General features: G+C 68.9%; 33 protein-coding genes. 16 read left to right on the top strand and 17 right to left on the bottom strand.

Annotation, left to right across the window (positions count from 1 at the left end; translation table 11 throughout):
• Positions 1-102: 102 nt before the first annotated feature.
• The 13 genes from ACODTB_RS23375 to ACODTB_RS23315 form a co-directional block, all read right to left on the bottom strand.
• On the bottom strand, positions 103-444 hold the full coding sequence (locus tag ACODTB_RS23375; RefSeq protein WP_291111436.1) for a hydrogenase maturation nickel metallochaperone HypA/HybF: 342 nt from the start codon (positions 442-444) through the stop codon (positions 103-105).
• Entirely contained in the window at positions 437-1,594 is a 1,158-nt protein-coding gene (locus ACODTB_RS23370) for a hypothetical protein (protein ID WP_291111435.1), read from the bottom strand. Before ACODTB_RS23370 ends, ACODTB_RS23375 begins: the two co-directional genes overlap by 8 nt.
• Positions 1,591-2,043, bottom strand: coding sequence for a [NiFe]-hydrogenase assembly chaperone HybE (gene hybE / locus ACODTB_RS23365; protein WP_291111434.1), 453 nt, complete (start codon positions 2,041-2,043; stop codon positions 1,591-1,593). The genes ACODTB_RS23370 and hybE overlap by 4 nt, the downstream gene beginning before the upstream one ends.
• 8 nt (positions 2,044-2,051) lie before the next feature.
• Positions 2,052-2,279: a rubredoxin gene (locus ACODTB_RS23360; RefSeq protein ID WP_291111433.1), complete on the bottom strand. Its 228-nt coding sequence runs from the start codon at positions 2,277-2,279 to the stop codon at positions 2,052-2,054.
• Positions 2,276-3,154, bottom strand: a complete 879-nt coding sequence (locus ACODTB_RS23355) for a hydrogenase expression/formation protein (RefSeq protein ID WP_291111432.1) — start codon at positions 3,152-3,154, stop codon at positions 2,276-2,278. The genes ACODTB_RS23360 and ACODTB_RS23355 overlap by 4 nt, the downstream gene beginning before the upstream one ends.
• 15 nt (positions 3,155-3,169) lie before the next feature.
• Entirely contained in the window at positions 3,170-3,667 is a 498-nt protein-coding gene (locus ACODTB_RS23350; protein WP_291111430.1) for a thioredoxin domain-containing protein, read from the bottom strand.
• Positions 3,668-3,687: 20 nt separating this feature from the next.
• Complete coding sequence (locus ACODTB_RS23345; RefSeq protein WP_291111429.1) at positions 3,688-3,990, bottom strand: HypC/HybG/HupF family hydrogenase formation chaperone; 303 nt, start codon at positions 3,988-3,990, stop codon at positions 3,688-3,690.
• 1 nt (position 3,991) lies between these two features.
• A complete protein-coding gene (locus ACODTB_RS23340) occupies positions 3,992-4,660 on the bottom strand; it encodes a HyaD/HybD family hydrogenase maturation endopeptidase (RefSeq protein ID WP_291111428.1) in 669 nt (222 codons plus the stop codon).
• Positions 4,661-4,677: 17 nt separating this feature from the next.
• A complete protein-coding gene (locus tag ACODTB_RS23335) occupies positions 4,678-5,007 on the bottom strand; it encodes a HigA family addiction module antitoxin (RefSeq protein WP_291111426.1) in 330 nt (109 codons plus the stop codon).
• A 2-nt stretch (positions 5,008-5,009) separates the two neighbouring features.
• Positions 5,010-5,735, bottom strand: a complete 726-nt coding sequence (gene cybH, locus ACODTB_RS23330; protein ID WP_291111424.1) for a Ni/Fe-hydrogenase, b-type cytochrome subunit — start codon at positions 5,733-5,735, stop codon at positions 5,010-5,012.
• A gap of 34 nt (positions 5,736-5,769) precedes the next feature.
• Positions 5,770-6,375 carry a HupE/UreJ family protein gene (locus ACODTB_RS23325; RefSeq protein WP_291111422.1) on the bottom strand — a complete coding sequence of 202 codons (606 nt, stop codon included), beginning with the start codon at positions 6,373-6,375 and terminating at the stop codon, positions 5,770-5,772.
• Positions 6,376-6,500: 125 nt separating this feature from the next.
• Positions 6,501-8,360 (bottom strand): nickel-dependent hydrogenase large subunit, encoded by a 1,860-nt coding sequence (locus ACODTB_RS23320; RefSeq protein WP_291111420.1) that lies wholly within the window; start codon positions 8,358-8,360, stop codon positions 6,501-6,503.
• 38 nt (positions 8,361-8,398) lie between these two features.
• Positions 8,399-9,481, bottom strand: a complete 1,083-nt coding sequence (locus ACODTB_RS23315; protein ID WP_291111419.1) for a hydrogenase small subunit — start codon at positions 9,479-9,481, stop codon at positions 8,399-8,401.
• Positions 9,482-9,832: 351 nt separating this feature from the next.
• Between ACODTB_RS23315 and ACODTB_RS23310 the strand changes: the two genes are divergently transcribed.
• The 15 genes from ACODTB_RS23310 (at position 9,833) to ACODTB_RS23240 (ending at position 24,385) form a co-directional block, all read left to right on the top strand.
• Entirely contained in the window at positions 9,833-10,048 is a 216-nt protein-coding gene (locus tag ACODTB_RS23310; protein ID WP_488929808.1) for a helix-turn-helix domain-containing protein, read from the top strand.
• 32 nt (positions 10,049-10,080) lie between these two features.
• A complete protein-coding gene (locus ACODTB_RS23305; RefSeq protein ID WP_488929807.1) occupies positions 10,081-10,812 on the top strand; it encodes a HipA domain-containing protein in 732 nt (243 codons plus the stop codon).
• Between the two features lie 85 nt (positions 10,813-10,897).
• The gene (locus tag ACODTB_RS23300; protein ID WP_291120871.1) at positions 10,898-11,497 is read left to right on the top strand and encodes a type IV toxin-antitoxin system AbiEi family antitoxin domain-containing protein; all 600 of its coding nucleotides are present in this window, start codon (positions 10,898-10,900) and stop codon (positions 11,495-11,497) included.
• Positions 11,494-12,396, top strand: coding sequence for a nucleotidyl transferase AbiEii/AbiGii toxin family protein (locus tag ACODTB_RS23295; RefSeq protein WP_291120872.1), 903 nt, complete (start codon positions 11,494-11,496; stop codon positions 12,394-12,396). Before ACODTB_RS23300 ends, ACODTB_RS23295 begins: the two co-directional genes overlap by 4 nt.
• A gap of 46 nt (positions 12,397-12,442) precedes the next feature.
• The gene (locus tag ACODTB_RS23290) at positions 12,443-13,090 is read left to right on the top strand and encodes a TetR/AcrR family transcriptional regulator (protein ID WP_291120874.1); all 648 of its coding nucleotides are present in this window, start codon (positions 12,443-12,445) and stop codon (positions 13,088-13,090) included.
• 131 nt (positions 13,091-13,221) lie between these two features.
• Entirely contained in the window at positions 13,222-14,277 is a 1,056-nt protein-coding gene (locus ACODTB_RS23285) for an NAD-dependent epimerase/dehydratase family protein (RefSeq protein WP_291120876.1), read from the top strand.
• Positions 14,264-15,100: a GNAT family N-acetyltransferase gene (locus tag ACODTB_RS23280; RefSeq protein ID WP_291120877.1), complete on the top strand. Its 837-nt coding sequence runs from the start codon at positions 14,264-14,266 to the stop codon at positions 15,098-15,100. The genes ACODTB_RS23285 and ACODTB_RS23280 overlap by 14 nt, the downstream gene beginning before the upstream one ends.
• Before the next feature lie 3 nt (positions 15,101-15,103).
• Positions 15,104-16,168, top strand: coding sequence for a dihydrodipicolinate synthase family protein (locus ACODTB_RS23275; protein ID WP_488929806.1), 1,065 nt, complete (start codon positions 15,104-15,106; stop codon positions 16,166-16,168).
• Between the two features lie 19 nt (positions 16,169-16,187).
• Positions 16,188-16,964, top strand: a complete 777-nt coding sequence (locus ACODTB_RS23270; RefSeq protein WP_291120880.1) for an ABC transporter permease — start codon at positions 16,188-16,190, stop codon at positions 16,962-16,964.
• Positions 16,965-17,013: 49 nt separating this feature from the next.
• The gene (locus ACODTB_RS23265; protein ID WP_291120881.1) at positions 17,014-18,030 is read left to right on the top strand and encodes an ABC transporter substrate-binding protein; all 1,017 of its coding nucleotides are present in this window, start codon (positions 17,014-17,016) and stop codon (positions 18,028-18,030) included.
• Positions 18,031-18,053: 23 nt separating this feature from the next.
• Complete coding sequence (locus ACODTB_RS23260) at positions 18,054-18,902, top strand: ABC transporter ATP-binding protein (RefSeq protein WP_291120883.1); 849 nt, start codon at positions 18,054-18,056, stop codon at positions 18,900-18,902.
• Positions 18,903-18,939: 37 nt separating this feature from the next.
• Complete coding sequence (locus ACODTB_RS23255) at positions 18,940-19,761, top strand: sugar phosphate isomerase/epimerase family protein (RefSeq protein ID WP_291120885.1); 822 nt, start codon at positions 18,940-18,942, stop codon at positions 19,759-19,761.
• 13 nt (positions 19,762-19,774) lie between these two features.
• Complete coding sequence (locus ACODTB_RS23250) at positions 19,775-21,232, top strand: enolase-like domain-containing protein (protein ID WP_291120887.1); 1,458 nt, start codon at positions 19,775-19,777, stop codon at positions 21,230-21,232.
• The gene (locus tag ACODTB_RS23245; RefSeq protein ID WP_291120889.1) at positions 21,229-22,668 is read left to right on the top strand and encodes an amidase; all 1,440 of its coding nucleotides are present in this window, start codon (positions 21,229-21,231) and stop codon (positions 22,666-22,668) included. The genes ACODTB_RS23250 and ACODTB_RS23245 overlap by 4 nt, the downstream gene beginning before the upstream one ends.
• On the top strand, positions 22,658-24,385 hold the full coding sequence (locus ACODTB_RS23240) for an FAD-dependent oxidoreductase (protein WP_291120891.1): 1,728 nt from the start codon (positions 22,658-22,660) through the stop codon (positions 24,383-24,385). The genes ACODTB_RS23245 and ACODTB_RS23240 overlap by 11 nt, the downstream gene beginning before the upstream one ends.
• Positions 24,386-24,451: 66 nt before the next feature.
• Here the strand turns inward: ACODTB_RS23240 and ACODTB_RS23235 are convergent, their stop codons facing one another.
• A complete protein-coding gene (locus ACODTB_RS23235) occupies positions 24,452-24,805 on the bottom strand; it encodes a hypothetical protein (protein WP_291120893.1) in 354 nt (117 codons plus the stop codon).
• 40 nt (positions 24,806-24,845) lie between these two features.
• Between ACODTB_RS23235 and ACODTB_RS23230 the strand changes: the two genes are divergently transcribed.
• Positions 24,846-25,118 (top strand): 2Fe-2S iron-sulfur cluster-binding protein, encoded by a 273-nt coding sequence (locus ACODTB_RS23230; RefSeq protein WP_291120895.1) that lies wholly within the window; start codon positions 24,846-24,848, stop codon positions 25,116-25,118.
• Here ACODTB_RS23230 and ACODTB_RS23225 read toward each other — a convergent pair.
• The 3 genes from ACODTB_RS23225 to ACODTB_RS23215 form a co-directional block, all read right to left on the bottom strand.
• Positions 25,102-25,284 carry a hypothetical protein gene (locus tag ACODTB_RS23225; RefSeq protein ID WP_291120897.1) on the bottom strand — a complete coding sequence of 61 codons (183 nt, stop codon included), beginning with the start codon at positions 25,282-25,284 and terminating at the stop codon, positions 25,102-25,104. The two genes, ACODTB_RS23230 and ACODTB_RS23225, sit on opposite strands and share 17 nt — an antisense overlap.
• Before the next feature lie 155 nt (positions 25,285-25,439).
• Positions 25,440-25,694 (bottom strand): hypothetical protein, encoded by a 255-nt coding sequence (locus ACODTB_RS23220; protein ID WP_291120899.1) that lies wholly within the window; start codon positions 25,692-25,694, stop codon positions 25,440-25,442.
• Positions 25,695-25,866: 172 nt separating this feature from the next.
• The gene (locus ACODTB_RS23215; protein WP_291120901.1) at positions 25,867-26,307 is read right to left on the bottom strand and encodes an acetyltransferase; all 441 of its coding nucleotides are present in this window, start codon (positions 26,305-26,307) and stop codon (positions 25,867-25,869) included.
• Positions 26,308-26,452 lie beyond the last annotated feature (145 nt).

Genomic DNA, 26,452 nt, shown 5'->3' with positions numbered 1-26,452 from the left:
GACGCACCGCGGAACCGGCTTTGCCGGGCCGCGGGTGCGGTCCCCCTCCCGCCGAAGGCGAGAGAGGGGGAAGCCGCGAAGCGGCGCAGGGGGAGTTTCATGTCAGGCCACTTGCATGTCCAGCACGCGCAATTCGGCGCCACCGGTCGGCTGCAAATGGAAGCTGCCGCAAGACGGGCAGGCGTCGCCGCGCTGGGCCAGGGCCACGGTCTGCGAGCAGCCCAGGCACCAGGCCTGGCCCGGGGGTTCTTCAATCTCGATCGCCGCGCCTTCGAGCAGCGTGCCGGGGGCCAGCGCCTCCAGCGCGAAGCGCAGCGCGCGCACGTCCACGCCCGCGAGCTGGCCCGCTTCGAGCCGCAGCGCCAGCAGGCGCTGGAAGCCTTCGCGCGCGGCCGTCTCTTCCACCAGCTGGAGCACGCCGCCGGCCAGGCTGGCTTCATGCATGGTCCACCTCCTGGGCGCGCGCGAGGTGCTCGATGGCGAAGGGCACGCAGGGGTCGAAGGCGGCCACCAGCAGGTGCACGCGCCGCGCGAGCGCGGCCTCGGGCAGGTCCGGGTCGAGCCGGGCCAGGCGCTGCGCCACCTCGCCCTGCGGGTGGAAGTTCCATTCGGTGGGCGCGACCACGCGGCAGGCCAGCACGCGCTGCGAGGCCGGGTCCACCTCGACCTGGTGCACCAGCAGGCCGCGCGCCATCTCCACCCAGGCCAGGCCACGCCTCGGGCCGGTGGCCACGGCGCCCCAGTCCAGCCAGCTGTCGCCACCGTCGTCGAGCGACAGGCGAGCCAGCTCGGCCAGGCGGCTGCCCAGCAAGGCCCAGGGCGAGAGCGGGGCGTCGTCGGCCGCGCCGGCCAGGCGCGACCAGGGGCCGGTGTGGGCGCAGGCGCCGTTCCACTGCGGGCGCAGGGCGAAGGCCGGCTTGAGCGCGAGCGTGGCGCCCAGCATGCCCAGGCCGGGCGGCTCGGCGTGCGGGCGCAGCGCGCCGGCCGGCGAGAGCGGTGCGATGCCGTCGGCACCGCTGCGCGCGCCGGCCACCAGCGCGGGCAACCAGTGGTCGCGGTGGCGGCGGCTCCAGGTGTGCAGCCAGTCGGGGCCGCCGGCCTGCCAGGCCGCCAGCCAGTCCGCCGGCGGCCGGTGCAGCAGCGTGTGCTGCAACCAGTCGCGCAGCGCCGGCCAGGGGTCGGGCGCGGTCTGCGTGGGGGCGGGCCAGTGGCGCAGCGCGGCCAGCGCGCTCGCGGCATGGGCGCCGCGCTCGGCGGGGTCGGCGGCCAGCAGGCGCGGCCAGTCCAGGCCGATGCGGCGCACGTGCTCCATCGCGGTCTCGCGCCGCAGCAGCTCGGCCACGCCGGGTGAGGGCGGCAGCAGGCCGGGCGCGGCGGCCTCGATGGCGAGCTGGCTGCACAGGCGGTGCGCGTGGCTGCAGAGGTTGAACAGGCTGCCCATGAGCCCGGGCAGGCGTGCCACCGGCACGCCGTGGCCCATGCGCGCGGCCCAGTCCTGCCGCGTGTTCAGCAGGCCCAGCGGCGGCGGCGCGCCGGGGCGGATGTGCAGGCTGCCGGCCAGGTCCTGCAGGCCGGCGGGGGCCATGCCGTTCATGCCCGACCTCCCAGGAAAAAGGCCCGGCGCGCGGGCATCGGCGGGGGCACCACCGGCGGCGCGGGTCGGGTCAGCGCCAGCGCTTCGCGCGCGGTCTCGCGCGCCAGGGCCTGCGTGCCGAATTCGCCCATGGGCGAGAACAGCGCGCAGGTCTCGTGGTAGCCGATGGCGGGGTCGTGCGCGCCGATGAAATCAAAACGCTCGCAGCCGAAGCCGCGCACGAAGCTGCGGCCCACCTGGCCGCCGTGCGGCAGTGCTTGCGCGGGCAGGCGCACCAGGCTCATGAACCAGGGCGTGATCAGCACGCCTTCGGCCACGGGGTCCTCGTCCTGTTCGGTGCTCGCCCACTCGAAGCCCACCGCCTCCACGCACAGCGCGGCGTTGAGCAGCGGAACGCCCTGCATGCGTTCGGCCTGCACATGCCGGTAGAAGTCTTCGAGGGCTTGCACGCGGTTCATCATGGCAACAACAAAAACTGATCGGGCTCGCAATCGCAATTCGGGCAGCGCCAGTGCGAAGGCAGGTCGGCGAAGGGTGTGCCGGCGGGGATCTGCCATTGTGGGTCGCCCACGGCGGGGTCGTAGACCCACCAGCAGATCTTGCATTCGAGGCGCGAGCCGGGTTGCAGCACCTCGCGGTTGCCGAGGTAGGAACCTTCGAAACCCTCGAAGTGCTCGCCGCTCATGCCGCCTCCAGCCAGGCCATCACCTCGTGCAGGCGTTCATGAGAGTCGCGCAGGTCTTCGGGTGCGGCCATCGCCACCTCGGGCATGTCCACCACCTCCACCGTGTTGAGGATCACCTTGTCCATGGAGTTGTAGTACACCACGCGCCAGCAGTTCGGCAGGCGCGTGTTGGAGATGCGGCAGTTGCCATAACCGCGAGAAAGCATGAGCACGCGGCCGGTGCCCAGCTGGTGGTCCAGGAAGCCGATGTCCTCGGGCGTGACGGGCAGCAGCGTGAGGTTGACCACGTGCGAGACCTGGCCCGGCTGCCAGCGCGCCACCTGGTCGCGGATCTCGTCCACCAGCAGCGGTGCGTTCTGCACGTTGGGCGGCAGCGGGCCGTTCCACTGCGGCGGGTGGGCCCACACGTCTTCGGCGGCGGTGGCGGCGAACAGCGAGGGCACCGGGCCGACCTCGATCGCGTCGTCCACCAGCTCGGCATCACGGCCCTCTTCGTGGCGCCAGGTCATGAGGCGCCAGACGCCGGCGAACACCGATTCCTGCACACGCACTTCGAGGTTGCCCGCGCCCAGCTGCACGATGGCGCTGGCCTCGCCCTCGCCCAGCACCTGGTTGACGATGCGGAAGTCGCGCGGGCCGAGCTGGCCCAGCGGCACCAGGCCCGGGGCGCCTCCCTCGGCACCGCGCTCCAGCAGGGCCAGCACCTGTTGCAAGGCGGCGCGCGCCTGGTCCAGCCCCTGCAGTTCCTCGGGCTCGGGCAGCACCGGCGGGCGGTAGGTGCTCATGTCCTTGGGCAGGGGCAGGTAGTCGAGCGACTCGTCTTCGTGTTGCGTGCCAGGGCCCAGGGCCACGAGCGGAATGGGAAAGTCTTTCATGGGGTTTCCTTGGGTTCAGTGGCAGCCGCCGGCGTCGCTGGAAGAAGTCTTGCTCACGACCGGAATGCCGATGGTGGGCGGGCGCGAAGGTGGCATGCGCAGCGCGGCGTCCACGCCTTGCAGGTACACGTCCCAGTCCTGCATGCCGGCGATGGCGGTGACGTATTGCCCGCTGCGGAAGAACAGCAGCGAAGGCCAGCGCTGCGAGCCGTAGCGGCGTGCCACCGCGTCTTCGCTCTCGCGCGGCACGGCGGCCACCGCGAAGCGGCCGGGGAACACCTTCATCAGTTCGGGCAGCACGGCGGCCACGTCTTGGCCTTCGGGGAAGCGCACGGCATCGCCGGCCAGCAGCAGCACGCGGTCGCCGGGCTGGGCGGCCCAGTCGGCCACGCTGGTCTCGTCCACCAGCGCGGCGCCGAACTCGCGCACCAGGCGCATCACCAGCGGCGCGGCCGGGTCGGTGCTGGGCGGGGTGACGGCCAGCGGGCGGAAAAGGGTTTCTGTGGTGCTCATGAAAACGTCTCCTGAAAAATTCAACCGTTGGCGAGCTGGCGCAATTGCTCGGCGCTCATGCGCGAAGGCAGCTCGAAGCCGGCCTCGCCGTCGGCGTTCTGGCCCTGCATGGCGCCCAGCACGAGGTCGAGCGCGGCGTTCACTTCGCTGGCGCGCTCGGCGTCGATGCGCTCGCGCGCGTCGCCCAGGAACACCAGCAGCCAGTCGCCCGGCGCCACATCCCCCACCAGCGCGGTGTTGACGCGGCGGCGCTCACCCCGGCCTTCGCACAGCGCGTGGCCGGGCTCGATGGCCGTGACCTGCATGGGCATGCCGATGCACATCTCAGGCCGTCTCTTTCGGGAAGAAGCGCTCGTCGCCTTCGCGGCAGGCCGCTTGCGAGGATGGGCGCTGGGTTTCGTAGGCGGCGAGCGCGAGCTCGTCCATGGTCACGGTCTCGCGCCCGCTCAGCGGCTCGCGGCGCGGCGTGGGCTCACCGCCCCAGCGCGCGATCTCGGCCACGGCCAGCGCCAGGGCTTCGTCCATCGCGGCCTTCACCACCGGGCGCAGGCTGCCGCCGTAGTCCTCCAGCTCCTGCGGCTGGCAGCCGATCAGCAGCACCTGCGCGGGGTACTTGCCGGTGAGCTGCGCGAGCGACAGCACTTCCTGAAAACCGGTCTGGTGCAGGCTCATCTTCTTCGCGCCCAGGAAGCGCGGCACTTCGTCGTCGCGCACCAGCTTCAGCGTGCCCGGGGCCAGGCCGTAGTCGATCGCGTCGAAGATCAGCAGACAGTCGGCTTCCTGCACGTGCTGGATGAGGTACAGGCCCTGCGTGCCGCCGTCCACCAGCGACACGTGGGCCGCGAAGGCGTGGCGCTGCTGCAGCGCTTCCACGCAGCGCACGCCGAAGCCTTCGTCGGCCCACAGCAGGTTGCCGATGCCGAGCACGCAGATGGAGGAAGGCGGGGTGTCACTACCGGGGTGACAGGCGTTTTCAGGCGAAATGGGGCGCATGCGGGAACTCCGGGAAATCAGTGGGGGAGGGAGGCGGCCGCGCGCAGGCGCTTCCAGGCGTGGAAGCTGTCCCAGGCGGCCTGCTGCGCGAGCCAGAAGGCGGCGTCCACCTGGAACACGCGCGCGCAGCGGATCGCGGTGTCGGGCGACATCGCGCGCTGGCCGTGCACCAGCTCGTGCAGCCGGCGGCGCGACAGGCCCAGCAGCCGCGCGGCCTCGCTCTGGTTGAGCGAGAGCGGCCGCAGGCAGGTGCGCGCCAGCAGCCGCCCCGGGTGCGTGGGCACGCGCAGCGGCACGCCCACCGGCGGGATGGCCGAGGCGAGCTTGAAGGCGGCTGCGCGTTTCACCTTCATTCCTTGAAGGTTCTATGGCCCGAGATCATGGTGCTCACGATGCTCTGGCGGCCCATGATGTCTTCGCGGATCGCTGCGTAGATGTGCAGCAGCACGAAGGTGACGATGCCCCACATGCCCAGGCGGTGCCAGGTGTGCACGTCCTGGCTCTGGCCCATGAGCGGGATCACCCAGCCGAACAGGTGGTCCTGCCACGAGCCGGCCTGCGAGCCCTCGCTGTACAGCGCGAAGCCGGTGACGATCATGAAGATCGACAGCATCAGGTAGAAGCCGAACATCGCGAAGCGCGCCAGCGGGTTGTGGCCCACGTACTGGTTGGGCTTGGGGATCAGGAACAGGTACCAGCGCAGCATGTTGAACACCTCTTGCCAGTACGCCTTCTGGAACATCGGCACCCAGAACAGCTCCTTGGCGTGGTGGTTGCCCACCAGCGCCCAGTAGGCGCGCGCCACCAGGCCCACGGCCATGATGTAGCCCGCCGCGAAGTGCGCGAAGCGGATGTAGCCCATGAGGTAGTGCGCGCTGGCCTCGCCCGGCATGGTGGGCAGCGGCTGGCCGATGAAATAGCCGGTGACGCACAGCACGGTGATCGACAGCGCGTTGATCCAGTGCCAGAGGCGCACCGGCACCTCGTACACATAGACCGAGCGGATCGTCTGGCCCTGCTGCAGTTCGAGCGCGTCGGCGTTGGCGTGCGGCGCCGTGGTGGATGGGGTGGACATGGTGACCTCCTTGAAAGAGGGGGGTGCTGCCGCGTCAGGCCGCGAGCTGACCGAAGAGGTACAGGCCGGCGGCGCTCAGCAGCGCGCCCAGGCCACCCAGCGCCCAGCCGCTGCGCTCGGCGAGCCAGCGCTTGATGCCCAGGCCGATGCCCACGCCGCCGATGTGCAGCAGCGCGGTGGTGAAGAGGAAGCCCACCGCGTAACCGGCGAAACCGCTCTCGGGCGTTTCGGAACCGTGCGCCAGGCCGTGCAGCGAGGCGGCGGCCGCGATCAGCCCCAGGCCGATGGCCGGCGACACCGTGGCGCGGCGCGCGAGCAGCAGCATGCCGCCGAACAGCACCACCGAGAGCGACACGCCGTGTTCGAGGTAAGGCACCGTGAAACCGAGCATGCCCAGCGTGGCGCTGACGATGAGCGCCAGCAGGAAGGTGGCCGGGCCCTGCCAGGCCCTGGAAGCCGGCAGCGCCGAGACCGACCACACGCCCACGGCCACCATGGCCAGCAGGTGGTCGGGCCCGAAGGGATGCACCAGGCCCTCGAACAGGCTGCTGGTGCCATGGCCCGTGTGGGCCTGCGCGGCGCCGGCCGCGCCGGCCAGCAAGGTGGCGGCGATCAGGCCGCGCGTCGTCTGTGTCTTCATCGTTGTTCTCCTCGTTGTGTTCATGGCGGTGCGGCGCTCGTGTCCAGGGCACCCGTGGAACCGGCTTTGCCGGGCCACCAGGTGCGTCCCCCCTTGGGGGGAAGACGCGAAGCGTCGCAGGGGGGTCATCTCACCGTCACCCGGCTCATCTCCTGGCCGTCTTCGCTCATCACGTGGGTGGAGCAGGCCAGGCAGGGGTCGAAGCTGTGCAGCGTGCGCAGGATCTCCAGCGGCTGCTCGGGGTTGACCATGGGCGTGTTCATCAGCGAGGCCTCGAAGGCGCCGATCTGGCCCTTGTGGTCGCGCGGTGAGCCGTTCCAGGTGGTGGGCACCACGCACTGGTAGTTCTCGATCTTGCCGTCCTTGATGCGGATCCAGTGGCCCAGCATGCCGCGCGGCGCGGCCACCGTGCCCACGCCCTTGGCCTCCTTCGGCCAGGTGCTCGGGTCCCACTTCTCGATGTTGGCGGTGCTGGTGTCGCCGGCCTTGATGTTGCCGACCAGCTGCTTGAAGTCGTCCATCATCATCTCGGCGGCGTACTGGCTTTCCAGCGCGCGCGCCAGCGTGCGGCCGATGGTGGTGGGCAGCAGCTGCTTGGCGCTGTACTTGGTCTCGGGCATGCCCAGCGCTTTCGGGATGGCGCTGTTGATCGCCACCGCCGATTCGTCCACCTGCTGCTTCACGCGCTGGCAGAACTTGTTGCCCTGCATCGCGTGCGCATAGCCCAGGATGTAGCGCGAGAGCGGACCCACCTCCACCGCGTGGCCGCGCCAGCGCGGCGACTTGATCCATGAGTACTTGGCCGACTCGTCGAGGTTTTCGATCTTGGTGCGCGTGCCCTTGAAGTTCGGGCCTTCGGGCGTGTAGTTGGCCTCGGTCACGCCGTCCCAGGGGTGCAGGCCCTTGGTCTCGTCGCCGTACTTGTACCAGCTGTGCGTCACGAACTCCTGCACCTGCTCGGGGTCGCGCGGGTCGATCTCGTGGATCTTGTTCCAGTCGCCATTCAGGATCACGCCACCGGGCAGCTGGTGCGTGCTGTGGTCGTAAGGCACCTTCTCATACGTGCCGTAGTCCGCCACGTTGGTGGCCGACAGACCGCCGCCGTACAGCCAGCCGGCCTGCTTGTAGATGGTGCCGATGGCCAGCACGTCCGGGATGTAGACGTTGTTGTTGAAATCGATCATCTCCTGGATGCGGGCCTGCACGAAGTTCAGCCGCTCCATGTTGATCGGGGCGCCGGCCGCGCCGTTGCCGTCGATGTTGATCGCGCAGGGCACGCCGCCCACCAGGTAGTTCGGGTGCGGGTTCTTGCCGCCGAAGATGGTGTGCACCTTCACCCATTCCTTCTGCAGGTCCAGCGCCTCCAGGTAGTGCGTCACCGCCATCAGGTTGGCCTCGGGCGGCAGCACATAGGCCTTGGAACCCCAGTAGCCGTTGGCGAAGGGGCCGAGCTGGCCGCTCTCCACGAACTTCTTGAGCCGGTTCTGCACATCGCGGAAGTAGCCCGGCGACGACAGCGGGTGCGAGGGCGACACGATGTGCTGCAGCTCGCTGGTCTTCTTCGGGTCCGCCTTCAGGCACGAGACCACGTCCACCCAGTCCAGCGCGTGCAGGTGGTAGAAGTGCACCGCGTGGTCGTGCACCTGCAGCGTCTTGGCCATCATCTCGCGGATCAGGTGGGCGTTCAGCGGGATCCTGATGCCCAGCGCGTCTTCCACCGCGCGCACCGAGGTGAGCGCGTGGCAGCCGGTGCACACGCCGCAGATGCGTTCCACGAACGCCCAGGCGTCGCGCGGGTCGCGGCCTTTCAGAATCACCTCCAGCCCGCGCCACATGGTGCCGGTGGAGACCGCGTTGCGGATCACGTTGTTGCTGTCGAGGTTCACCTCGCAGCGCATGTGGCCTTCGATGCGCGTCACCGGGTCGACGACGATGCGCCGGCCCGTGTTGTCCATGCGGAAGCCTTGAGTTTCGTAAGCACCCATCTTGTGTTCCTCGTTGTCGTTCTAGTTGTGTGGTGGCGTCAGTGGCTGGCGGGTGCGTCCGTCTTGCGGGTGTCGCGGGCGCGCTTGGCCACCGAGATCGCGGCATGCGCCGCCACGGCCGCGCCCACCACGCCGGCGGCGGTGGCGCCGATCTGGTCGGCGTTGGCCTCGATGCCGAAGGCGTGGATGTCGGTCAGGCGGTCGTAGAACGAACCCTTGTCCCAGAAGCCGTCTTCCGAGCAGCCAATACAACCGTGGCCCGCCTTGATGGGGAAACTCGTGCCCTCGTTCCACTGCACGGTGGAGCAGGCGTTGTAGGTGGTGGGGCCCTTGCAGCCCACCTTGTAGAGGCAATAGCCCTTGCGCGCGGACTCGTCGTCCCACGCCTCCACGAACTGGCCCGCGTCGAAATGCGGGCGGCGGTAGCACTTGTCGTGAATGCGCTGGCTGTAGAACATCTTCGGGCGGCCCTGGCGGTCCAGCTCGGGCACGCGGTCGAAGGTGAGCATGTAGGTGATGACGCCCGTCATCACCTCGGGAATCGGCGGGCAGCCCGGCACCTTGATGATCGGCTTGTCGGTGATCACCTTGTGGATCGGCGTGGCCTGCGTCGGGTTCGGCTTGGCCGCCTGCACGCAACCCCAGGAAGCGCACGAACCCCAGGCGATGATGGCCTTGGCGTCCTTCGCCACGTGCTTGAGCTTTTCAACGAAAGGCTTGCCCGACTGGATGCAGAACATGCCGTCTTCGTTCAGCGGCGGGTTGCCTTCCACGGCCAGGATGTACTGGCCCTTGTACTTCGTCATGATCTCTTCGAGGATCGCCTCGGCCTGGTGGCCGGCGGCGGCCATCAGCGTGTCGTCGTAGTCCAGCGAGATCATGGAAAGCACCACGTCCTTGGCCAGCGGGTGGGCGCTGCGGATGAACGATTCGGTGCAGCAGGTGCATTCCAGCCCGTGCAGCCACAGCACCGGGGTGCGCGGCTTGTTTTCCATGGCGTGCGCGATCTGCGGCACAAAGGACGGCGCCAACCCTAGCGAGGTGGCCGTGAGCGAGCAGTATTTGAGAAAGCTGCGGCGCGAAATGCCTTTGCGGCGCATGACCTCGTAGAAGGTTTCCATGACGGGTTGTCTCCGGTGCTTTGTTGGGGGCGGGGGCGACGCTGCTTTGCAAGTCGTGAGCCAGCCCGCTCCATGTCCGGGAATACCCTGGGGAGCGCGGTTAAGTGGTTGTTTTTGTTGGGGTGCGGCGCGGGATTTGGCGTAAGCCCGGTGCGGCGTTTCGTCGTCGTGGAAACAACGTTGCCGAAGAGGAGGTCAATGTGGAATGTTGTCTGGCACTTTCTCCACGCTGGGCTGCAAACCCATAGGAGCGGGCTTACGACCGTATACGGCGCTCGGAAGATTGTTAAGTAGAAGTTCGAAAAATTAAGTAAACTGTCTGCCCTTTGTCATTTTTCTATGGACATCACCATGAGCAATGCATCTCTTGTGACGCTGGCATTGGAAGTCTTGAAGTGTCGTCAGAAGGATCTCGCCACGCGTCTGGGCGTGTCGCCGGCCCAGATCAGCAAATGGAAGCGAGACGAGTACATGTCAGCAGAGATGCCCGCCACCACCAAGAGCCTCGCTGCTACCTTGCTTTCACAGAGCCTGGGCTCAAGCAGCCGCCCACCACGCACATCCTGAAGCTGCCGCTGGGCGTTATCGGTCCGCGCAAGGTGGACTTCACACACTCGGTGGACAACGAATGGTTGTGCCTGGCCCTGATGCGCGCCTTCGGCCTGGACGCGGCCATGGCCAGCATCGAGCAGTTCGGTCGGCAGCGCGTGCTGGCGGTGGAGCGCTTTGACCGCACACCCTCCGAGAGCGGCCAGTGGCTGCTGCGTTTGCCGCAAGAGGACTTTTGCCAGGTCCATGCCGTGCCCCCGGAAAAGAAGTACGAGAGCGACGGCGGCCCGGGCCTTGAAGAACTCGCCACCATCTTGCGGCAGTCGCAGACGCCCGAAGAAGACATGGCCACGTTGCTCAAGGCCCAATTGCTCTTCTGGATGCTTCGCGCCATCGATGGGCACGCGAAGAACTTCAGCATCGCCTTGCTGCCCAACAACGGGTTCCACCTCACGCCGCTGTACGACGTGCTGTCGGCCTGGCCTGCGGTGGGTGACGGGCCGAACCAGTGGACGAGACACGAACTGAAGTTGGCGATGGCGGTCAGGGGTTCGAGTGGCAAGCACTACAAGTGCGCGCAGATCATGCGGCGCCATTTCAACCAGACGGCGAGGAAGCTCGGCCATGCCGCCGACATGGAGCCGCTGATCGAGGAAACGCTTTCCCAGGTCGACCCGGCCATCGAGATCGTGTCGAGCCTGCTGCCGCCGGGCTTTTCCGAGCGGGTGTCACAAAGCATCTTCGACGGTCTGCGTGAAAGCGCGAAGCAACTGGCCGATTGAGTCAGGCGGGGCGAGCAAAACCTTGTCTGTTTGAAATCCGCATTACTTGAACAAAAGTAATGCGGATATTAAACTTGGCGTTCTCATGAACCAGTCTGACCACATCCTCGAACTCGCCCGGCGCCAGCGCGTGCTGCGGGCAGCGGATGTGCGCGAGCATGGCTGGTCGCCACAGCTTCTGATCCGGCTTCACCATGCAGGCGAGCTGCAGCGGTTCGCCCGCGGCCTCTACGGGCTGCCCGACGCCGAAGTCACCGAACATCAGACACTGGTCGAGGTCTGCCAGCGTGTGCCAAAGGCCGTGGTGTGCCTGCTGAGTGCGCTGCAATTCCACGAGATCGGCACGCAACTGCCGCACGATGTGTGGATCGCGCTGCCCGAGGCCACGCAGACACCAGTACTGAGCTACCCGACGCTGCGCATCACGCGCCTGCGTGGCGCTGCCTACAGCGAGGGCATCCAGACCGTGACCGACCACGGGGCGCCCATCCGCGTGTACAGCGCGGCCAAGACGGTGACCGACTGCTTCAAGTTCCGCAACAAGATTGGCCTGGACGTGGCGCTGGAGGCGCTCAAAGATGCCTGGCGCAGCCGAAAGGTCACCATGGCCGAGCTGGGCCACTTCGCCAGGATCAACCGGGTCGAGCGTGTCATGCAGCCCTACCTGGAGGCGGTGGCGCAATGACGGGCAACCGCTCCGCATCCATCCTGGCACGGCTGCTGACACTCGCCAAGCAGCGGGGTGATGACTACAACCTGCTGCTCAACCGGTTTGGCATGGAGCGTCTGCTGGCTCGCGTCAGCGTGTCTCCTTTTGCCGACCGCTTCCTGCTCAAAGGCGCGCTGCTCTTTGCGCTGTGGTACGGCGTTCCGCATCGCCCGACAAGGGATGCCGACCTGTTGGGCTTCGGCCCCGACGATGATGCCGATCTGATCGCCACCTTCCGCGAAGTCGCCGCCATGGACCTGGGCGATGGCATGGTGTTTGACCCCGACTCCGTGAAGGCCAATGCGATTCGCGAAGACAACACCTACGGTGGCACCCGCATCACACTGGTGGCGCGCCTGGGCTCCGCGCGCTGCGCCCTGCAGATCGACGTGGGCTTCGGTGATGCCGTGACGCCGGAACCGCAGACCGTGGCGTATCCCACCTTGCTGGGGGACTTCCCGGCCCCCACGCTGCGCGTGTATCCGGTCTACACCGTGATCGCCGAGAAGTACCAGGCCATGGTGATGCTGGGGCAGGCGAACAGCCGCATGAAGGACTTCTTCGACCTCGCGGTGATTGCCCGGCGCACGAAACTGGATGGCGCCACGTTGGCCGCAGCCATCGCCGCCACCTTCGCCCGGCGCCAGACGGCACTGCCCACCGCGCGGCCCTTGGCACTGACCAGGCAGTTCAGCGATGACGGCGCCAAGCTGCGCCAGTGGCAGGCTTTTCTGAGCAAGAACCGCATTGCGGCAGCCAGCCTTGGAGACACGGTGGCCCTGCTGGATGATCTGCTGTGGCCACCCACCGAGGTCGCCGCTGCCAACAGTCAGGCCACGGCAACCTGGGTTCCTGAAACCTTGCGGTGGGTTTGAGCGGGCACATAATCCGCCCCATCGCCCAGCCAGCCGCAGACCCACGATGCCACCACGCCGCGCTTCCGCTTCCAGCCCCGCCGATGCCGACAGCAGCGCGGCCCGTTCCGCGATCCTCGCGGCGGCCCGCGCGGAGTTTTCCGCCAAGGGGCTGACGGGCGCGCGCGTGAACGAAATCGCGGCCCGCGCCGGGGTCAACAAGCAGCTGATCTACTACTACTTCGGCAGCAAGGAAGACCTCTACCGCGCTGCCCTCGAAGTGGTCTACACCGAGATCCGCACGCAGGAGCGCAGCCTCAAGCTGGGCGACATGCAGCCCGAGGAAGCCATGGCCACGCTGATCGGATTTTCGTTCGACTACCTCGCCGAGCACCCGGATTTCATCGGCCTGCTCAACCACGAGAACGCGCAGGGCGCGCGGCACGTGCGCGATTCCAGCGCGATCCGCGACACCAATTCGCCGCTGATCGATCTCATCGCCAAGACGCTGGCGCGCGGCATCCGCGCCCGCGTGTTCCGCCGCGGCATCGACCCGGTGGAGCTCTACATCTCGGTCGCCGGCATGTCGTACTTCTTCTTCTCCAACCGCCTGACGCTGTCGTCCATCTTCAGCCGCGATCTCTCTTCAGGCGACGCGGTGGGCGCCTACCGCGCGCACGTCGTGGCCTTTGCCATGGCCGGTTTGCGGGCCTGATTGCTTCGCACCATTCGAGGGCACTCACGCCCCCCGGGCAAACCCTTTGCTCCGATTTCAACCAAACGGTTGACACCGAGTTGACACGCCCATATGCTCATCCCCATCGCGTTTGAGAAAAGGGTCATGCCATGTCAGGCAACGTTGTCACACTGCTGGATCCCGCGCAGCTGCCGGCTCGTTTCGAGTCGGTCGAGGCGCTGGAGGAATTTCTGTCGCGGCCGAGCCAGGCCCTGATCGACGACCTCGCGCAGGTGGACGGCGACATCATGATCCTGGGCGTGGCCGGCAAGATGGGCCCCACGCTCGCGCGCCTGGCCAAGAACGCCGCGCCGCACAAGCGCGTGATCGGCGTGGCCCGCTTCAGCGACCCCGCCGTGCGCCAGCGCATGGAAGCCTGGGGCATCGAGACCATCGCCGCCGACCTGCTGGACCGCGCCGCCATCGAAGCGCTGCCGCGCGTGCCCAACATCATCTTCGCGGCCGGCCACAAGTTCGGCGCCAAGGACAACCAGGCCCTGACCTGGGCCATGAACACGCACGTGCCGGCCCTGGTGGCCGACACCTTCCGCGAGTCGCGCATCGTCGGCTTCTCCACCGGCAACATCTACCCGCTGACCACGGTGGGCCGCCAGGGCGCGAGCGAGAAGACGCCGCCCGCACCGCTGGGCGAGTACGCGCAGTCGTGCATCGGGCGCGAGCGCATGTTCGAGTATTTCTCGGGCCAGCACGGCACGCCGGGCCGCATCTTCCGGCTCAACTACGCGATCGACATGCGCTACGGCGTGCTGTACGACATCGCTTCCAAGGTGCACCGCGGCGAGACGGTGGACGTGACCATGGGCCACGTGAACGTGATCTGGCAGGGCGACGCGAACGCGCAGGTGCTGCGCTGCCTGCGCCACTGCACGGTGCCGTCCACGCCGGTGAACTGCACCGGGCCCGAAACCCTGTCGGTGCGCTGGCTGGTGGACGAGTTCGCCGCGCGCCTGGGCGTGAAGGCGCAGGTGAGTGGCCAGGAGGCGGCCACCGCGCTGCTGTCGGACACCACGCTGGCGGGCAAGCTGTTCGGTTACCCGCTGGTGCCGCTGGGCGCCATGCTCGACTGGGTGGCCGACTGGGTCAAGCGCGAGCAGCCGGCGCACGGCAAGCCGACGAAGTTCGAGGTCCGGGATGGCGCCTTCTGAGGCACTGACTTCGGTCACCCTCGGTCCGGCCGATGTGCCGGACGGTCTCGCGCTCTCGGATGCGGCGGGCTGGAACCAGACCGCCGACGACTGGCGCCTGTTCGCCACGCAGGGCCGGGTCTTCGGCCTGCGCGACGGTGACGCGGGCCCGCTGGTGGCCACGGCCGCCGCGCTGCCGTATGACGGTGGCATCGGCTGGGTGTCGATGGTGCTGGTGAACCCGGCCTGGCGGCACCAGGGCCTGGCCACCGCGCTGATGGCGCGCTGCGTGGCGCACCTGCGCTCGCTCGGCGCCACGCCGGTGCTGGACGCCACGCCCGCCGGCCAGCAGGCCTACCTGCGCATCGGTTTCGAAGACGGTTTTGCGCTCGCGCGCTGGGAAGGCACGGTCGCCGCCACCGGGGCGCGCGCCGCCGCGCCGCCGGCCGATGCGGCCGTGGTGTCGGCGCTCGACGCGCAGGCCAACGGCTGCGGCCGGGGTTTTCTGCTGGCCGATTTCTTGCAGCGCTCCGGCACGCGCGTGGGCCTGTCGCCAGCGCGCACCGGTTTTGTGATCGCCCGCGAAGGGCGCCGCGCCACACAGATCGGCCCGCTGGTGGCCGACGACGAAAGCGCCGCGCTCTCGCTGCTGCAGGCCGCATTGGCCGGTGTCGGCGGCCGCGTGTTCCTTGATGTGCCCGAACGCTGGGCCGCGTTGCGCGCCTGGCTGGAGCAGGCCGGTTTCGTGCGCCAGCGCTCGTTCGTGCGCATGTCGCTCGGCGCGGCCCCCATCGCCTCTGTCAACGACCGGCTGTTTGTTCTGGCCGGTCCCGAATTTGGTTGAACCATGAGCCTCACTGCTTCTCAAGTCGAACACACCCGCGCGCTGCTGCGCCGGGGCCTGGCCATTCCGGCGCACCCGCTCGCGCTCAACGCGCAGCGCCAGCTCGACGTGCGCCGCCAGCGCGCGCTGAGCCGCTACTACCTCGACGCCGGCGCCGGCGGCCTGGCCGTGGGCGTGCACACCACGCAGTTCGCCATTCGCGAGGTGGGCCTGTATGAAGAGGTGCTGCGCCTGGCGATGGAGACCGCGCGCGCCTGGGTCGAACCCAGCCGCGAGCTCGCCATGGTGGCTGGTGTGTGTGGCCGCACCGAACAGGCCGTGGCCGAAGCGACACTCGCGCGCGGCCTGGGCTACAACGCCGGCCTGCTGAGCCTGGCCGCGATGAAGGGCCAGAGCGAGGACGCGCTGATCGCCCACTGCGAGGCGGTGGCGCAAGAGATCCCGCTGATCGGCTTCTACCTGCAGCCCGCCGTGGGCGGCATGAACCTGAGCGCCGCGTTCTGGGCCCGCTTCGCCGCGATTCCCAACGTGGTGGCGATCAAGGTCGCGCCCTTCCACCGCTACCGCACGCTCGACGTGGTGCGCGGCGTGGTGGAGGCGCGCGCCGAAGAGCGCGTGACGCTCTACACCGGCAACGACGACCACATCGTGCTCGACCTCGTCACCCCCTTCACCGTGCCGCGCGACGGACAGCCGGTGACGGTGCGCTTCCGCGGCGGCCTGCTCGGCCACTGGTCGGTGTGGACCTCGGGCGCGGTGCGCATGCTGGAGCTGTGCAAGTCGGCGGCCAAGGGTTCGGTGGTGACGGCCGAGATGCTGGCGCTGGACAGCCGCGTGACCGACTGCAACAGCGCCTTCTTCGACGTGGCCAACGACTTCCACGGCTGCATCGCCGGCTGCCATGAGATCCTGCGCCGCAAGGGCCTGCTCGAAGGCATCTGGTGCCTGGACCCGAACGAAGGCCTGAGCCCGGGCCAGAAGGAAGAGATCGACCGCGTGTGCGCCGAGCACGGCGACCTGGCCGACGACGCCTTCGTGAAGGCCGGCCTGAGCCGCTGGCTCGCGTGACGGAAAGAAGAAAGCCACCATGACGCAAAACAGAATCGCCCGCTGGACCGCCCACTACCTGCCCGCCATCGGCCTGTTCGTGGGCTTCATCGTGCTGTGGCAGCTCGCGGTGTCGGTGTTCGGCATCCGCGAATACCTGCTGCCCAGCCCGTACTCGGTGTGGCAGGCCATGCTGAGCGACGAGATCCCCTGGTTCAGCCACGCGTGGATCACCGGCGTGGAAATCCTCGGCGCCTTCGTGCTGGCCGGTGTGGCCGGCGTGATGCTGGGCATGGCCATCGCGTGGTCGCAAGGCATCTCGCGCGCGCTCACGCCGTTCCTGGTGTTCGTGAACACGCTGCCCAAGGTGGCGATCGCGCCGCTGTTCCTGATGTGGCTGGGCTACGGCATCCTGCCCAACATGCTGATCGGCGCGCTGATCGGCTTCTTTCCGGTGGTCATCAACACCGCCGTGGGCCTGACCCAGATCGACCAGGACATGGTGGACCTGGGCCGCGTGTTCAGCGCGCCCAAGTGGAAGGTGTTCATGAAGATCCGCATCCCCAACGCCTACCCCTATATCCTGAGCGCGCTCAAGGTCACCGCCACCTCGGCCGTGGTGGGCGCGGTGGTGGGCGAGTTCGTGGCCTCGCAGAAGGGCCTGGGCTACGTGATCATCACCACGCAGAGCAGCATGAACACGCCGGCCGCGTTCGCCGCGCTGGTGTGGATCTCGGTGCTGGGCCTGCTGCTGTACGGCCTGGTGGCCTTGCTCTCGCGCTTGCTCGCGCCCTGGGCCGAAGAGGCGCCGCGTTGAATCCCTCCCCCGTTCTCCTCCCCCACCCGTCCTCCGAAAGGAAAGCACCATGACTCCCAGGATCGCCGTTCCCGCCGCCGCCGTCTGTGCGGCCCTTTTTGCGTTGCTGCCGGCCACGGCCTCGGCCCAGGCCAAGGAGAAATTCACCTTCGCGCTCAACTGGTTCGCCGTGGGCGACCACGCCGCCTACTGGGTGGCGCTGGACAGGGGCTACTACGCGCAGCGCGGCCTGGACGTGACGCTGGAAAACTCCAAGGGCTCGGGCGACTCCATCGCCAAGGTGGACACCAACCGCGCCGACGCCGGCCTGGCCGATGCGGTGCCGGTGATCTCGGCCGCCTCGCGCGGTGCGCGCGTGAAGATGGTGGGCATGGTGTTCGACAAGACGCCCATGACCTTCTTCAGCCACGCCGACGCGCCGCTGCTCAAGCCCAAGGACCTCGAAGGCAAGACCGTGGCCGCACCCGCCGGTGACAGCCAGCGCCTGGCCTTCCCCGCCTTCGCGCGCCTGAACCAGATCGACCCGAACAAGGTGAGCTGGGTGAACATCGAGCCCACCGCCAAGGTCGCCTCCATCGCCGAGAAACGCGTGGACGGCGTGGCCGACTACACCACCGGCCAGCCCTTCTACGACAAGGCCATGGGCCCGGGCAAGGCGGTGCGCCTGCAGTGGGCCGACTACGGTTTCGACCTCTACGCCATGTCCATCATCGCGGGCGAGAAGACCATGGCCGACAAGCCCAAGCAACTCAAGGCCTTCCTCGAAGCCTCGTACATGGGCTGGCGCGACGTGATGGCCAACCCCAAGGAAGCGCTGGCCATCTTCAAGAAGCGCGTGCCCGAGATCGACGTGGCCATCATCGAAGCCAACATGATGATGGGCTTCGACCTCATGCGCACCAAGGGCTACGCCGACAACGGCATCGGCTGGATCGACGAGAAGAAGATGTGCGCCTCCACCGACATCGTCAACACCTACATGGGCCTGCCCAAGAAGGTGGAGTGCAAGTCGGTGTTCAGCAGCGAGTTCTTCACCAAGGTGGCGATGCCGCTGCCGGTCAAGTAAGAAGAAACGAAGAAACGGACCAGATGAGCCCAGCAGCAGACAAAACGGATGGCGCGGCCTCGGGCCGCGTCCTCATCGAGGTGGACCATGCCGGCATGATCTACCAGGCCGAGAGCGGCCCGGTGGAGGCCTTGCGCGACATTTCGCTGCAGATCCGCGAAGGCGAGTTCGTGGCGCTGGTCGGCCCCAGCGGCTGCGGCAAGTCCACGCTGATGCGCGCCATCGCCGGCCTGCGCCCCGTCACCAGCGGGCGCATCCTGGTCGACGGCGTGCCGGTGAACCAGCCCATTCCCAAGGTGGGCATGGTGTTCCAGGCCGCGCTGCTGCTCAAGTGGCGCTCGGTGCTCGACAACGTGCTGCTGCCGGTGGAACTCTCCGGCGGCAACCCCGCGCAGTACCGCGAGCGCGCGCACGCGCTGCTCAAGATGGTGGGCCTGGGCGACTTCGCCAACAAGCGGCCCGGCGAACTCTCGGGCGGCATGCAGCAGCGCGCCTCGCTCTGCCGCGCGCTCATCCTGGACCCGCCCATCCTGCTGATGGACGAGCCCTTCGGCGCGCTCGACGCCATGACGCGCGACGAGATGAACATCGAACTGCTGCGCATCTGGGGCGAGAGCAGCAGCGGCGGGCAGCGCAAGACCATCGTGTTCGTCACGCACTCGATCCCCGAGGCCGTGTTCCTGGCCGACCGCGTGGTGGTGATGTCGCCGCGCCCGGGACGCGTGGCCAACATCCGCGAGGTGGACATCGCGCGCCCGCGCACCGCCGAGACGCGCGCCGACCCGGCGCTGGGCCGCATGTCCTTCGAGCTGTACACCGAACTCTCGGGCGCCACCGGCCGGCGCGAGACGCGGGCCGGCCCGCAGTGGTGAGCCTTCGCCACCGCCCGCGCGGCTGAAAGGGCGGCCCGTGCGCATCGCCCTGTGCAACGAGGTGCTGGCGCCGCTGCCGTTCGCCCGCCAGTGCGAGGTGGCGGCCGCTCTCGGCTACGACGGGCTGGAGATCGCGCCCTTCACGCTGGGCGAGGAACCCTTGTCGAGCGCGCAGCGCAGCGGGTTGCGCCGCGCGGCGGCGGACGCGGGCATCGAGGTCTCGGGCCTGCACTGGCTGCTGCGGCAACCGGCGGGCCTGTCCATCACCTCGGCCGACACCGCCGTGCGCGCCCGCACGCTCGACACCATGCGCCACCAGATCGACCTCTGCGCCGACCTCGGCGGCGCGGTGCTGGTGCACGGCTCGCCCGCGCAGCGCCGCCTGCCGCCGGGCGAGGAAGCCGCCGCGCGCGAGCGCGGCATCGAGGCCTTCGCCGCCGTGGCGGCGCACGCGCAGGCCGCCAGCGTCGTCTACTGCATCGAACCCCTGGCCGCGCCCGAGGCCGACTTCATCCACACCGTGGCCGAGGCCGCTGCCATCGTGCGCGCCATCGGCCGGCCCGCGCTGCGCACCATGCTCGACTGCTGCGCCGCCGCGCGCGCCGAGGCCGAGCCCGTGCCCGCCGTGCTCGCGCGCTGGTTGCCCACCGGCCTGCTCGCCCACGTGCAGGTGAACGACCCCAACCTGCGCGGCCCCGGCCAGGGCGCGCTGGCCTTTGCCGACATCCTGCGCACGCTGCGCCAGCACCGCTACGCCGGCTGGGTGGCGGTGGAGCCCTTCGACTACCAACCCGATGGCCCCATGGCCGCAGCCCGCGCCATCGGTTACCTGCGGGGCCTGCTGGAGGCCCTGCATTGAGGAAATGAGCGACATGCCCACTGCCCCCCGCGTCAAAGTTTTGTCCGTCGAGCGCTTCGAGTCGCCCTACCGGCTGCGCCTGCCGTTCCGCTTCGGCGTCATCACCGTGACCGAAGGCCGCCAGGCCATCGTGCGCGTGCGCGTGCGCCACGAGAACGGGCACGAAGGCACGGGCTACGCGGCCGAGGCACTGGGCGCCAAGTGGTTCGACAAGAACCCCGCGCTCTCCGATGCGCAGAACCACGACCAGCTGCGCAAGGCACTGGAGCTCACCACCGAGGCCTACGGCGCGGCGCCCTGGCTCAGCGCCTTCGAGCTGTACGCCCACCACTACCGCGAGCTGCTGGACGCGGGCGCCGCCTGCGGCCTGAACCCGCTGGTGACCAGCTACGGCCCGGCCCTGATCGACCGCGCCGTGCTCGACGCGCTGTGCGGCATCGAAGGCCTGAGCTTCTGGCAGGCGATGCAGCACAACCGGCCCGGCATGCGCGCGCACGCCATCGCGCCCGACCTGCAAGGCTTCGCGCTCGCGCCCTTCCTGCGCGGCCTCACGCCAAAGAGCTCGCTGGCGGTGCGCCACACCGTGGGCCTGCTCGACCCCATCGTGGCGGGCGACCAGGCCGCCGGCACGCGCGTGAACGACGGCCTGCCTGAAACCCTGGAAGAGGTGGTGGCCGCGTATGGCAACCGTTATTTCAAGCTCAAGGTCTCGGGCCAGGCCGACGCCGACCTGGAGCGCTTGCGCCGCATCGCCTCCGTGCTCGACCGCTTGCAAGACCCCTACGTGGTCACGCTCGATGGCAACGAGCAGTACGAAAACGCCGAGGCCATCGCCGCGCTCTGGCAGCGCATGGCCGAAACGCCCGCGTTGCGCCGCCTGTGCGAGGCCACGCTGCTGATCGAGCAACCCATCAAGCGGCAGATGGCGCTGGCCCAGCCGGTGGCGGCGCTGGCGCGGCACAAGCCCGTGATCATCGACGAGTCCGACGGCGACCTCGACGCCTTCCCCTGCGCCCGCGCGCTGGGCTACACCGGCGTCTCCACCAAGGCCTGCAAGGGCTTCTACAAATCGGTGCTCAACCTCGCGCGCTGCCGGGTGTGGAACCAGGCCGAGGGCCGCGAGACCTTCTTCATGTCGGCCGAAGACCTCACCACCCAGCCCGGCATCAGCGTGCAGCAGGACCTCGCGCTGGTCAGCCTGCTCGGCATCACCCACGTGGAGCGCAACGCCCACCACTTCATCGACGGTTTCAACGGCCGCCCACCCGCCGAGGCCGAGGCCTACCTGGCCGCGCACCCCGACCTCTACCACCGGCAGGCTGGTGGCGTGCGCCTGCGCATCGAGCGCGGGCAGCTGGCCCTGGGCTCGCTCGCCGGCGTGGGCTTCGGCTCCGCCGTGGAGCCCGACCTGAGCGGCACCGCCGCCATGCCGCGCGCCGACTGGCCCCCCCACGCATCGGAGACCCCATGAGCACCCTCGACTACGAAAGCCACGACGGCCTGGGCCTGGCGCAGCTGGTCAAGCAAGGCGAGGTGACGCCGCAGGAACTGCTGGACGCCGCGCTCGCGCGCATCGCCGCGCACAACCCGGCGCTCAACGCCGTGGTCACGCCGCTCTACGACGCGGCGCGTGCCGAGATCGCGCGCGGCCTGCCGGCCGGGCCGTTCCAGGGCGTGCCCTTTCTCGTGAAAGAACTGGTGGCCTCGGTGGCGGGCGCGGCCACCACCGCGTCCTCGCGCCTGTACGCCAAGAACATGCCGGCGGCCGACAGCGAGATCGTGGCGCGCCTGCGCCGCGCGGGGCTGGTGATCGCGGGCAAGACCAACTCGCCCGAGTTCGGGCTCTCGCCCATCACCGAGTCGCTGCTGTACGGCGTGACGCGCAACCCCTGGCACACCGAGCTCTCGCCCGGCGGCTCCAGCGGCGGCGCGGCGGCGGCCGTGGCCTCGGGCATGGTGCCGCTGGCCCACGCCACCGATGGCGGCGGCTCCATCCGCATCCCGGCCTCGTGCTGCGGCCTGTTCGGCCTGAAGCCCACGCGCGCGCGCATCACCGCCGGCCCCGAAGGCGGCGAAGGCCTCAACGGCCTGGCCCACCAGCACGTGGTAAGCCGCAGCGTGCGCGACAGCGCGGCCCTGCTCGACGCCATCGCCGGCCCCATGCCGGGCGATCCCTACACCGCTGTTCCGCCCGAGCGGCCCTTTCTGGACGAAGTGGGCCGTGCGCCCGGCCGCCTGCGCATCGCGTTTGCGAAGACCGCGCCCACCGGTGTGCCGGTGGACCCGGCCTGCGTGGCCGCGGTGGAAGACGCCGCGCGCCTGTGCGAGCAGCTCGGCCACCACGTGGAAGAAGCCTCGCCGGATTACGACGCCCAGGTGGTGGAGCGCGGCTTCGAAATGGTGTTCGCCACCCACACCATGGCCAACATCGCGCGCGCCACCGGCGGCCCCCTGCCCGAGCGCGACCTCGTCGAACCGCTCACCTACGCGCTGGCCCAGGTCGGCCGCGTGCCGAGTGCGGCCGAGTACATCCTCAACCTGCAGTCGCTGCAGCGGCAGTCGCGCCGCATCGCGGGCTTCTTCGAGCGCTTCGACGTGTGGCTCACGCCCACGCTGGCGCAGACGCCCCGGGCCATCGGCCACTTCAACATCCGCTCCAGCGACGTGCGCGACTGGATGAGCAAGCTCGCGGCCTACCTGCCCTTCACCTACCCCTTCAACGTCACCGGCCAGCCCGCGGCCTCGGTGCCCCTGCACTGGACGGCCGACAACGTGCCCATCGGCTGCCAGTTCGCGGCGCGTTATGGCGACGAGGGCCTGCTGCTGCGCCTGTGCGCGCAACTCGAAGCCGCGCGGCCCTGGTTCCACCGGCGCCCGCCGGTGAGCGGCCTCCCGCATGCGCACTGAGGAAACGGTCGACCTGCTCGTCATCGGCGGCGGCGTGGCGGGGCTCACGGCCGCGCTGGTGGCCGCCATCGAAGGCCTGAGCGTGCTGGTCTGCGAGAAGACCGAGCTGCTCGGCGGCACCGCCGCCACCTCGGCCGGCACCGTGTGGATACCCGGCAGCAGCCAGAGCGAGCGCGCCGGCCTGGCCGACCCGGTGGTGCGCGCGCACCACTACCTGGCCGCCGAGATCGACACCGACAGCGGCGCCGACCTGCGCGACACCTTCCTGGCCACCGGCCCGCGCGTGCTCGACTACCTGGCGCAACACTCCTGCGTCAGCTTCGTGCCCGCCGCGCGCCACCCCGACTACCACGACCACCATGCTGGCGCCGCCATCGGCGGCCGGGCGCTCGTCGCGCGCGCCTTCGACGGGCGCGAACTCGGCCCCGACTTCGCGCGCGTGCGCCCGCCCATGAGCCACATGATGGTGCTGGGCGGCATGTCCGTCAGCAAGGACGACATCGCGCCCCTGCTCAAGCCCCTCGCCTCCCGGGCCGCCTTGCGCCATGTGGTCACGCTGCTGAGCCGCCACGCGCGCGACCGCCTGCACCACCCGCGCGGCACGCGGCTGGTGATGGGCAACGCGCTCATCGCGCGCCTGCTGCTGAGCCTGCGCCAGCGCGGCGTGGACCCGCTCATGGGCGTGACCGTGCGCCAGCTGCACGAAGAAGGCGGCACCGTCACCGGCGCCACGCTCAGCCAGGCCGGGCGCGGCGACTGGCGCGTGCGCGCCCGCCTGGGCGTGGTGCTCGCCTGCGGCGGCTTTGGCCACGCGCCCGAGTGGCGCCAACGCCTGCTGCCCGCGCCCGCGCAGACGCAGTCACTCATGTTCGAAGGCAACACCGGCGACGGCCTTCGCCTCGCGCAGAGCGTGGGCGCCGCCATCGACGAGGCCGGCCACCGCACGCCGGCCTTCTGGGTGCCGGTGTCGGTGCTGCGCCAGGCCAACGGCCAGGAACAGCGTTTTCCGCACTTCGCGCTCGACCGCGCCAAGCCCGGCCTGATCGCGGTGGACGCCAGCGGGCGGCGCTTCGTCAACGAAGGCGACTCGTACCACGACTTCGTGCTCGCCATGCTCAACGCCTCGCCCGAACCCGCCGTGCCCGCGCACCTGATCTGCGACGCCCACTTCCTGCACCGCTACGGCCTGGGCCTGGTGCGCCCGGGCGCGTGGCGGCTGGGGCCCTTCCTGCGCGCCGGTTACTTGAAACGCGCACCCACGCTGGCCGCGCTCGCGGGCCAGCTCGGCATCGACCCCGAAGGCCTGCGCGTCACCGTGTCGCGCCACAACGGCTTCGCGCACACCGGCGTGGACCTGGACTACGGCAAAGGCACGAGCGAACTCAACCGCTTCAACGGCGACCCGAGCCACACGCCCAACCCCTGCATCGGCCCCATCGCGGCGGCGCCGTTCTACGCGGTGACGGTGTGGCCCGGCGACGCCGGCACGAGTGTGGGCCTGCGCACCGATGGGGATGCGCGGGTGTTCGGGCGCGACGGCCAGGCGATCGAAGGGCTGTACGCGGCCGGGGCCGACATGGCGTCCATCATGCGCGGGCGCTACCCCGGGCCGGGGGTGACGCTGGGGCCGGCGATGGTGTTTGCGTGGCGGGCGGTGATGCACGCGGTGGGGCGGCGCACCGCCACCCCCGTCACCATGGCGGCGGTGCTCAGGTAGGCGCGCCAGGTCTTGCTGCCTGCGCCGGCCAGGCCGCCAACCCAAGCCACCATGTGTGGCGTGGTCTCAGTAAGCCGTCTCGCGGGCTTCCAGCACCAGCGACAGCACCCGCGAGCCCTTGCCGCTCGCCTTGGCGCGCACGCGGCATTCGGCATCGGCCTCGACAGTCAGGCGGCAGTGGTAATCCAGGCCGTCCGTCTCGCCAGGGTTGTGGCTCGGTATGCGGCGAGCCCACAGACGCCTGCCATCCACCTCCACGGTCAGCTCGTGCCAGGGCTCGGCGGCGTCCGCCGACACCGACACCGACACCAGCAGGGTGGCATCGAGGTCGAAAGTGCGCGCGCGGCCCAGTGCGGCGGGAATCACCAGGGAGGCGACGGATTCGGTGCCCGCGTCATACTTCCAATATTCCAAGGTCATGGGGAAAGTCTAAGCCCACGCCATTGCCCTTTCGACGCGCATGAAAACCTTCCGCATCCAGATTGACGGCCACGCCGTTGCCGCAGAGGCCGACAGCGAGACCAGCCTGTTTGCGGCGATGGCGCGCGCGGGAATCGAGTGGCCGGTGTCCTGCCGCAACGGCACCTGCCGCACCTGCATCGCCCGCTTGTTGCAAGGGCAAGTGCGCTACGACATTCCCTGGCCTGGCCTCAGTGCCGATGAAAAGGAAGAGGGCTATTGCCTGCCCTGCGTGGCCCGGCCCATGGCCGATCTGGTCATTGCCCGGGCTTGAAACCCGAGCCACCCGGCGCTTCGCCCGGCTTGCGATCGGCCGGGTTGGTCTGAGGCGCCCGGTCCGGATGCGTCGGGTTGGTACCCGGCGCGCGGTCGTCCCCAGGGGGCTGTTGGTCGATGGGCTTGCCGGGGGTCTGGCCCGGCGGGTTGGGGGTGATGGACATGCTGCGTGGCTCCTGCGCGTTGCGGGACCGGAAATCGGTCCGAAGGCCCAGTGTCGGGTCCAAGCGCATGCACCCCGGTAGGCCAACGCTCTGTGAAGGTGTAGGCCCTGTCTGGCCCCGTCAAAAAATGCGCTGCTGGGTGCTCGTGCTGCTCTCTAGCGGGCGGAAGAAGGATCGTCTGCCGTGTAGCGTCGTTCAATCCAGTGTGAGCCGTGGCCGAACTTCTCATTGCCGGCTTCGACCACGGCCCTGAGCGTCTGAAGAACAGCGGGATCCGCTGTCTGCCAATGGGTGGATGTGGAGGCTTCGCGCTTGAGTTTGCTTACTGCGGGCGTGCAGCAAATGCGCGCGATGTGGTGCACGCTTTGAACGGAGTGCCCTTTGCCCACGGGTGCCTGCAGGATGCTCATCGCCGTCTCCTGGGGGGTGGGGTCCAAGCGCTCCACCAGCAAACAGCTTGCCTTCGAGCCGGGCCCGCGTCTATCGATCTGGCGGTTTTCGAGTAAACGGATGTTTCTTGCGCGGGCCGGGGAAGGCGGCGGTGTCATGACCAGGCTGCCGCATTCGGCCAGGCGCGGAGCTTCAGGCGCCGAAATGTTCGAGGTGAATGAGTGGGTAGGGTCGCCCCTGTCCGTCCAACTCAGAGCGCCCTGTGCGCTTGAAGCCCATTTTTTCGTAGAAGCCCAAAGCCTGAGCATTTTGCTCATTGACATCGGTGGTCATGTGGGGGTGCAGCGAAAGGCCGTGGCCAACGAGTGCGGCACCAAGGCCTTTTCCATGGTGGGCGGGATCAACGAACAAGGCCTCCATGTGCCCTTGGTCGATGAACATGAATGCCAGTGGATGGTCATCGGCATTCACAGCGAACCAGAGCGGGACTTTGGGCAGAAAGTCGCCAACCATCTCAGCGATGGCTTTTCGGTCCTCTTCGGACAGAAAGCCATGAGTGGCATCAACCGCGCGCCGCCAGATTTCAACCGCGCGTTCGCCCTCATCGGGACGGGAGTTTCGAATGGCAATCATCCCCTGATTTTGAGTGCTGCAACGCGCAGGCCTGTTTCAGCCATGAAAAAGTTTCCTTGCGCGGCTTCTCTTTCGGGGACGACCTGTTGCTCCAACGTCGGCCCAGGGCCCGGTCCAGCCTGAGCTAGCATGGAGCTTTCGGCCC

The organism is Hydrogenophaga sp. FG152, assembly GCF_057809615.1.
Note: the sequence above shows the minus strand (reverse complement) of the source record. Positions and strands in the feature narration are given on the sequence as shown.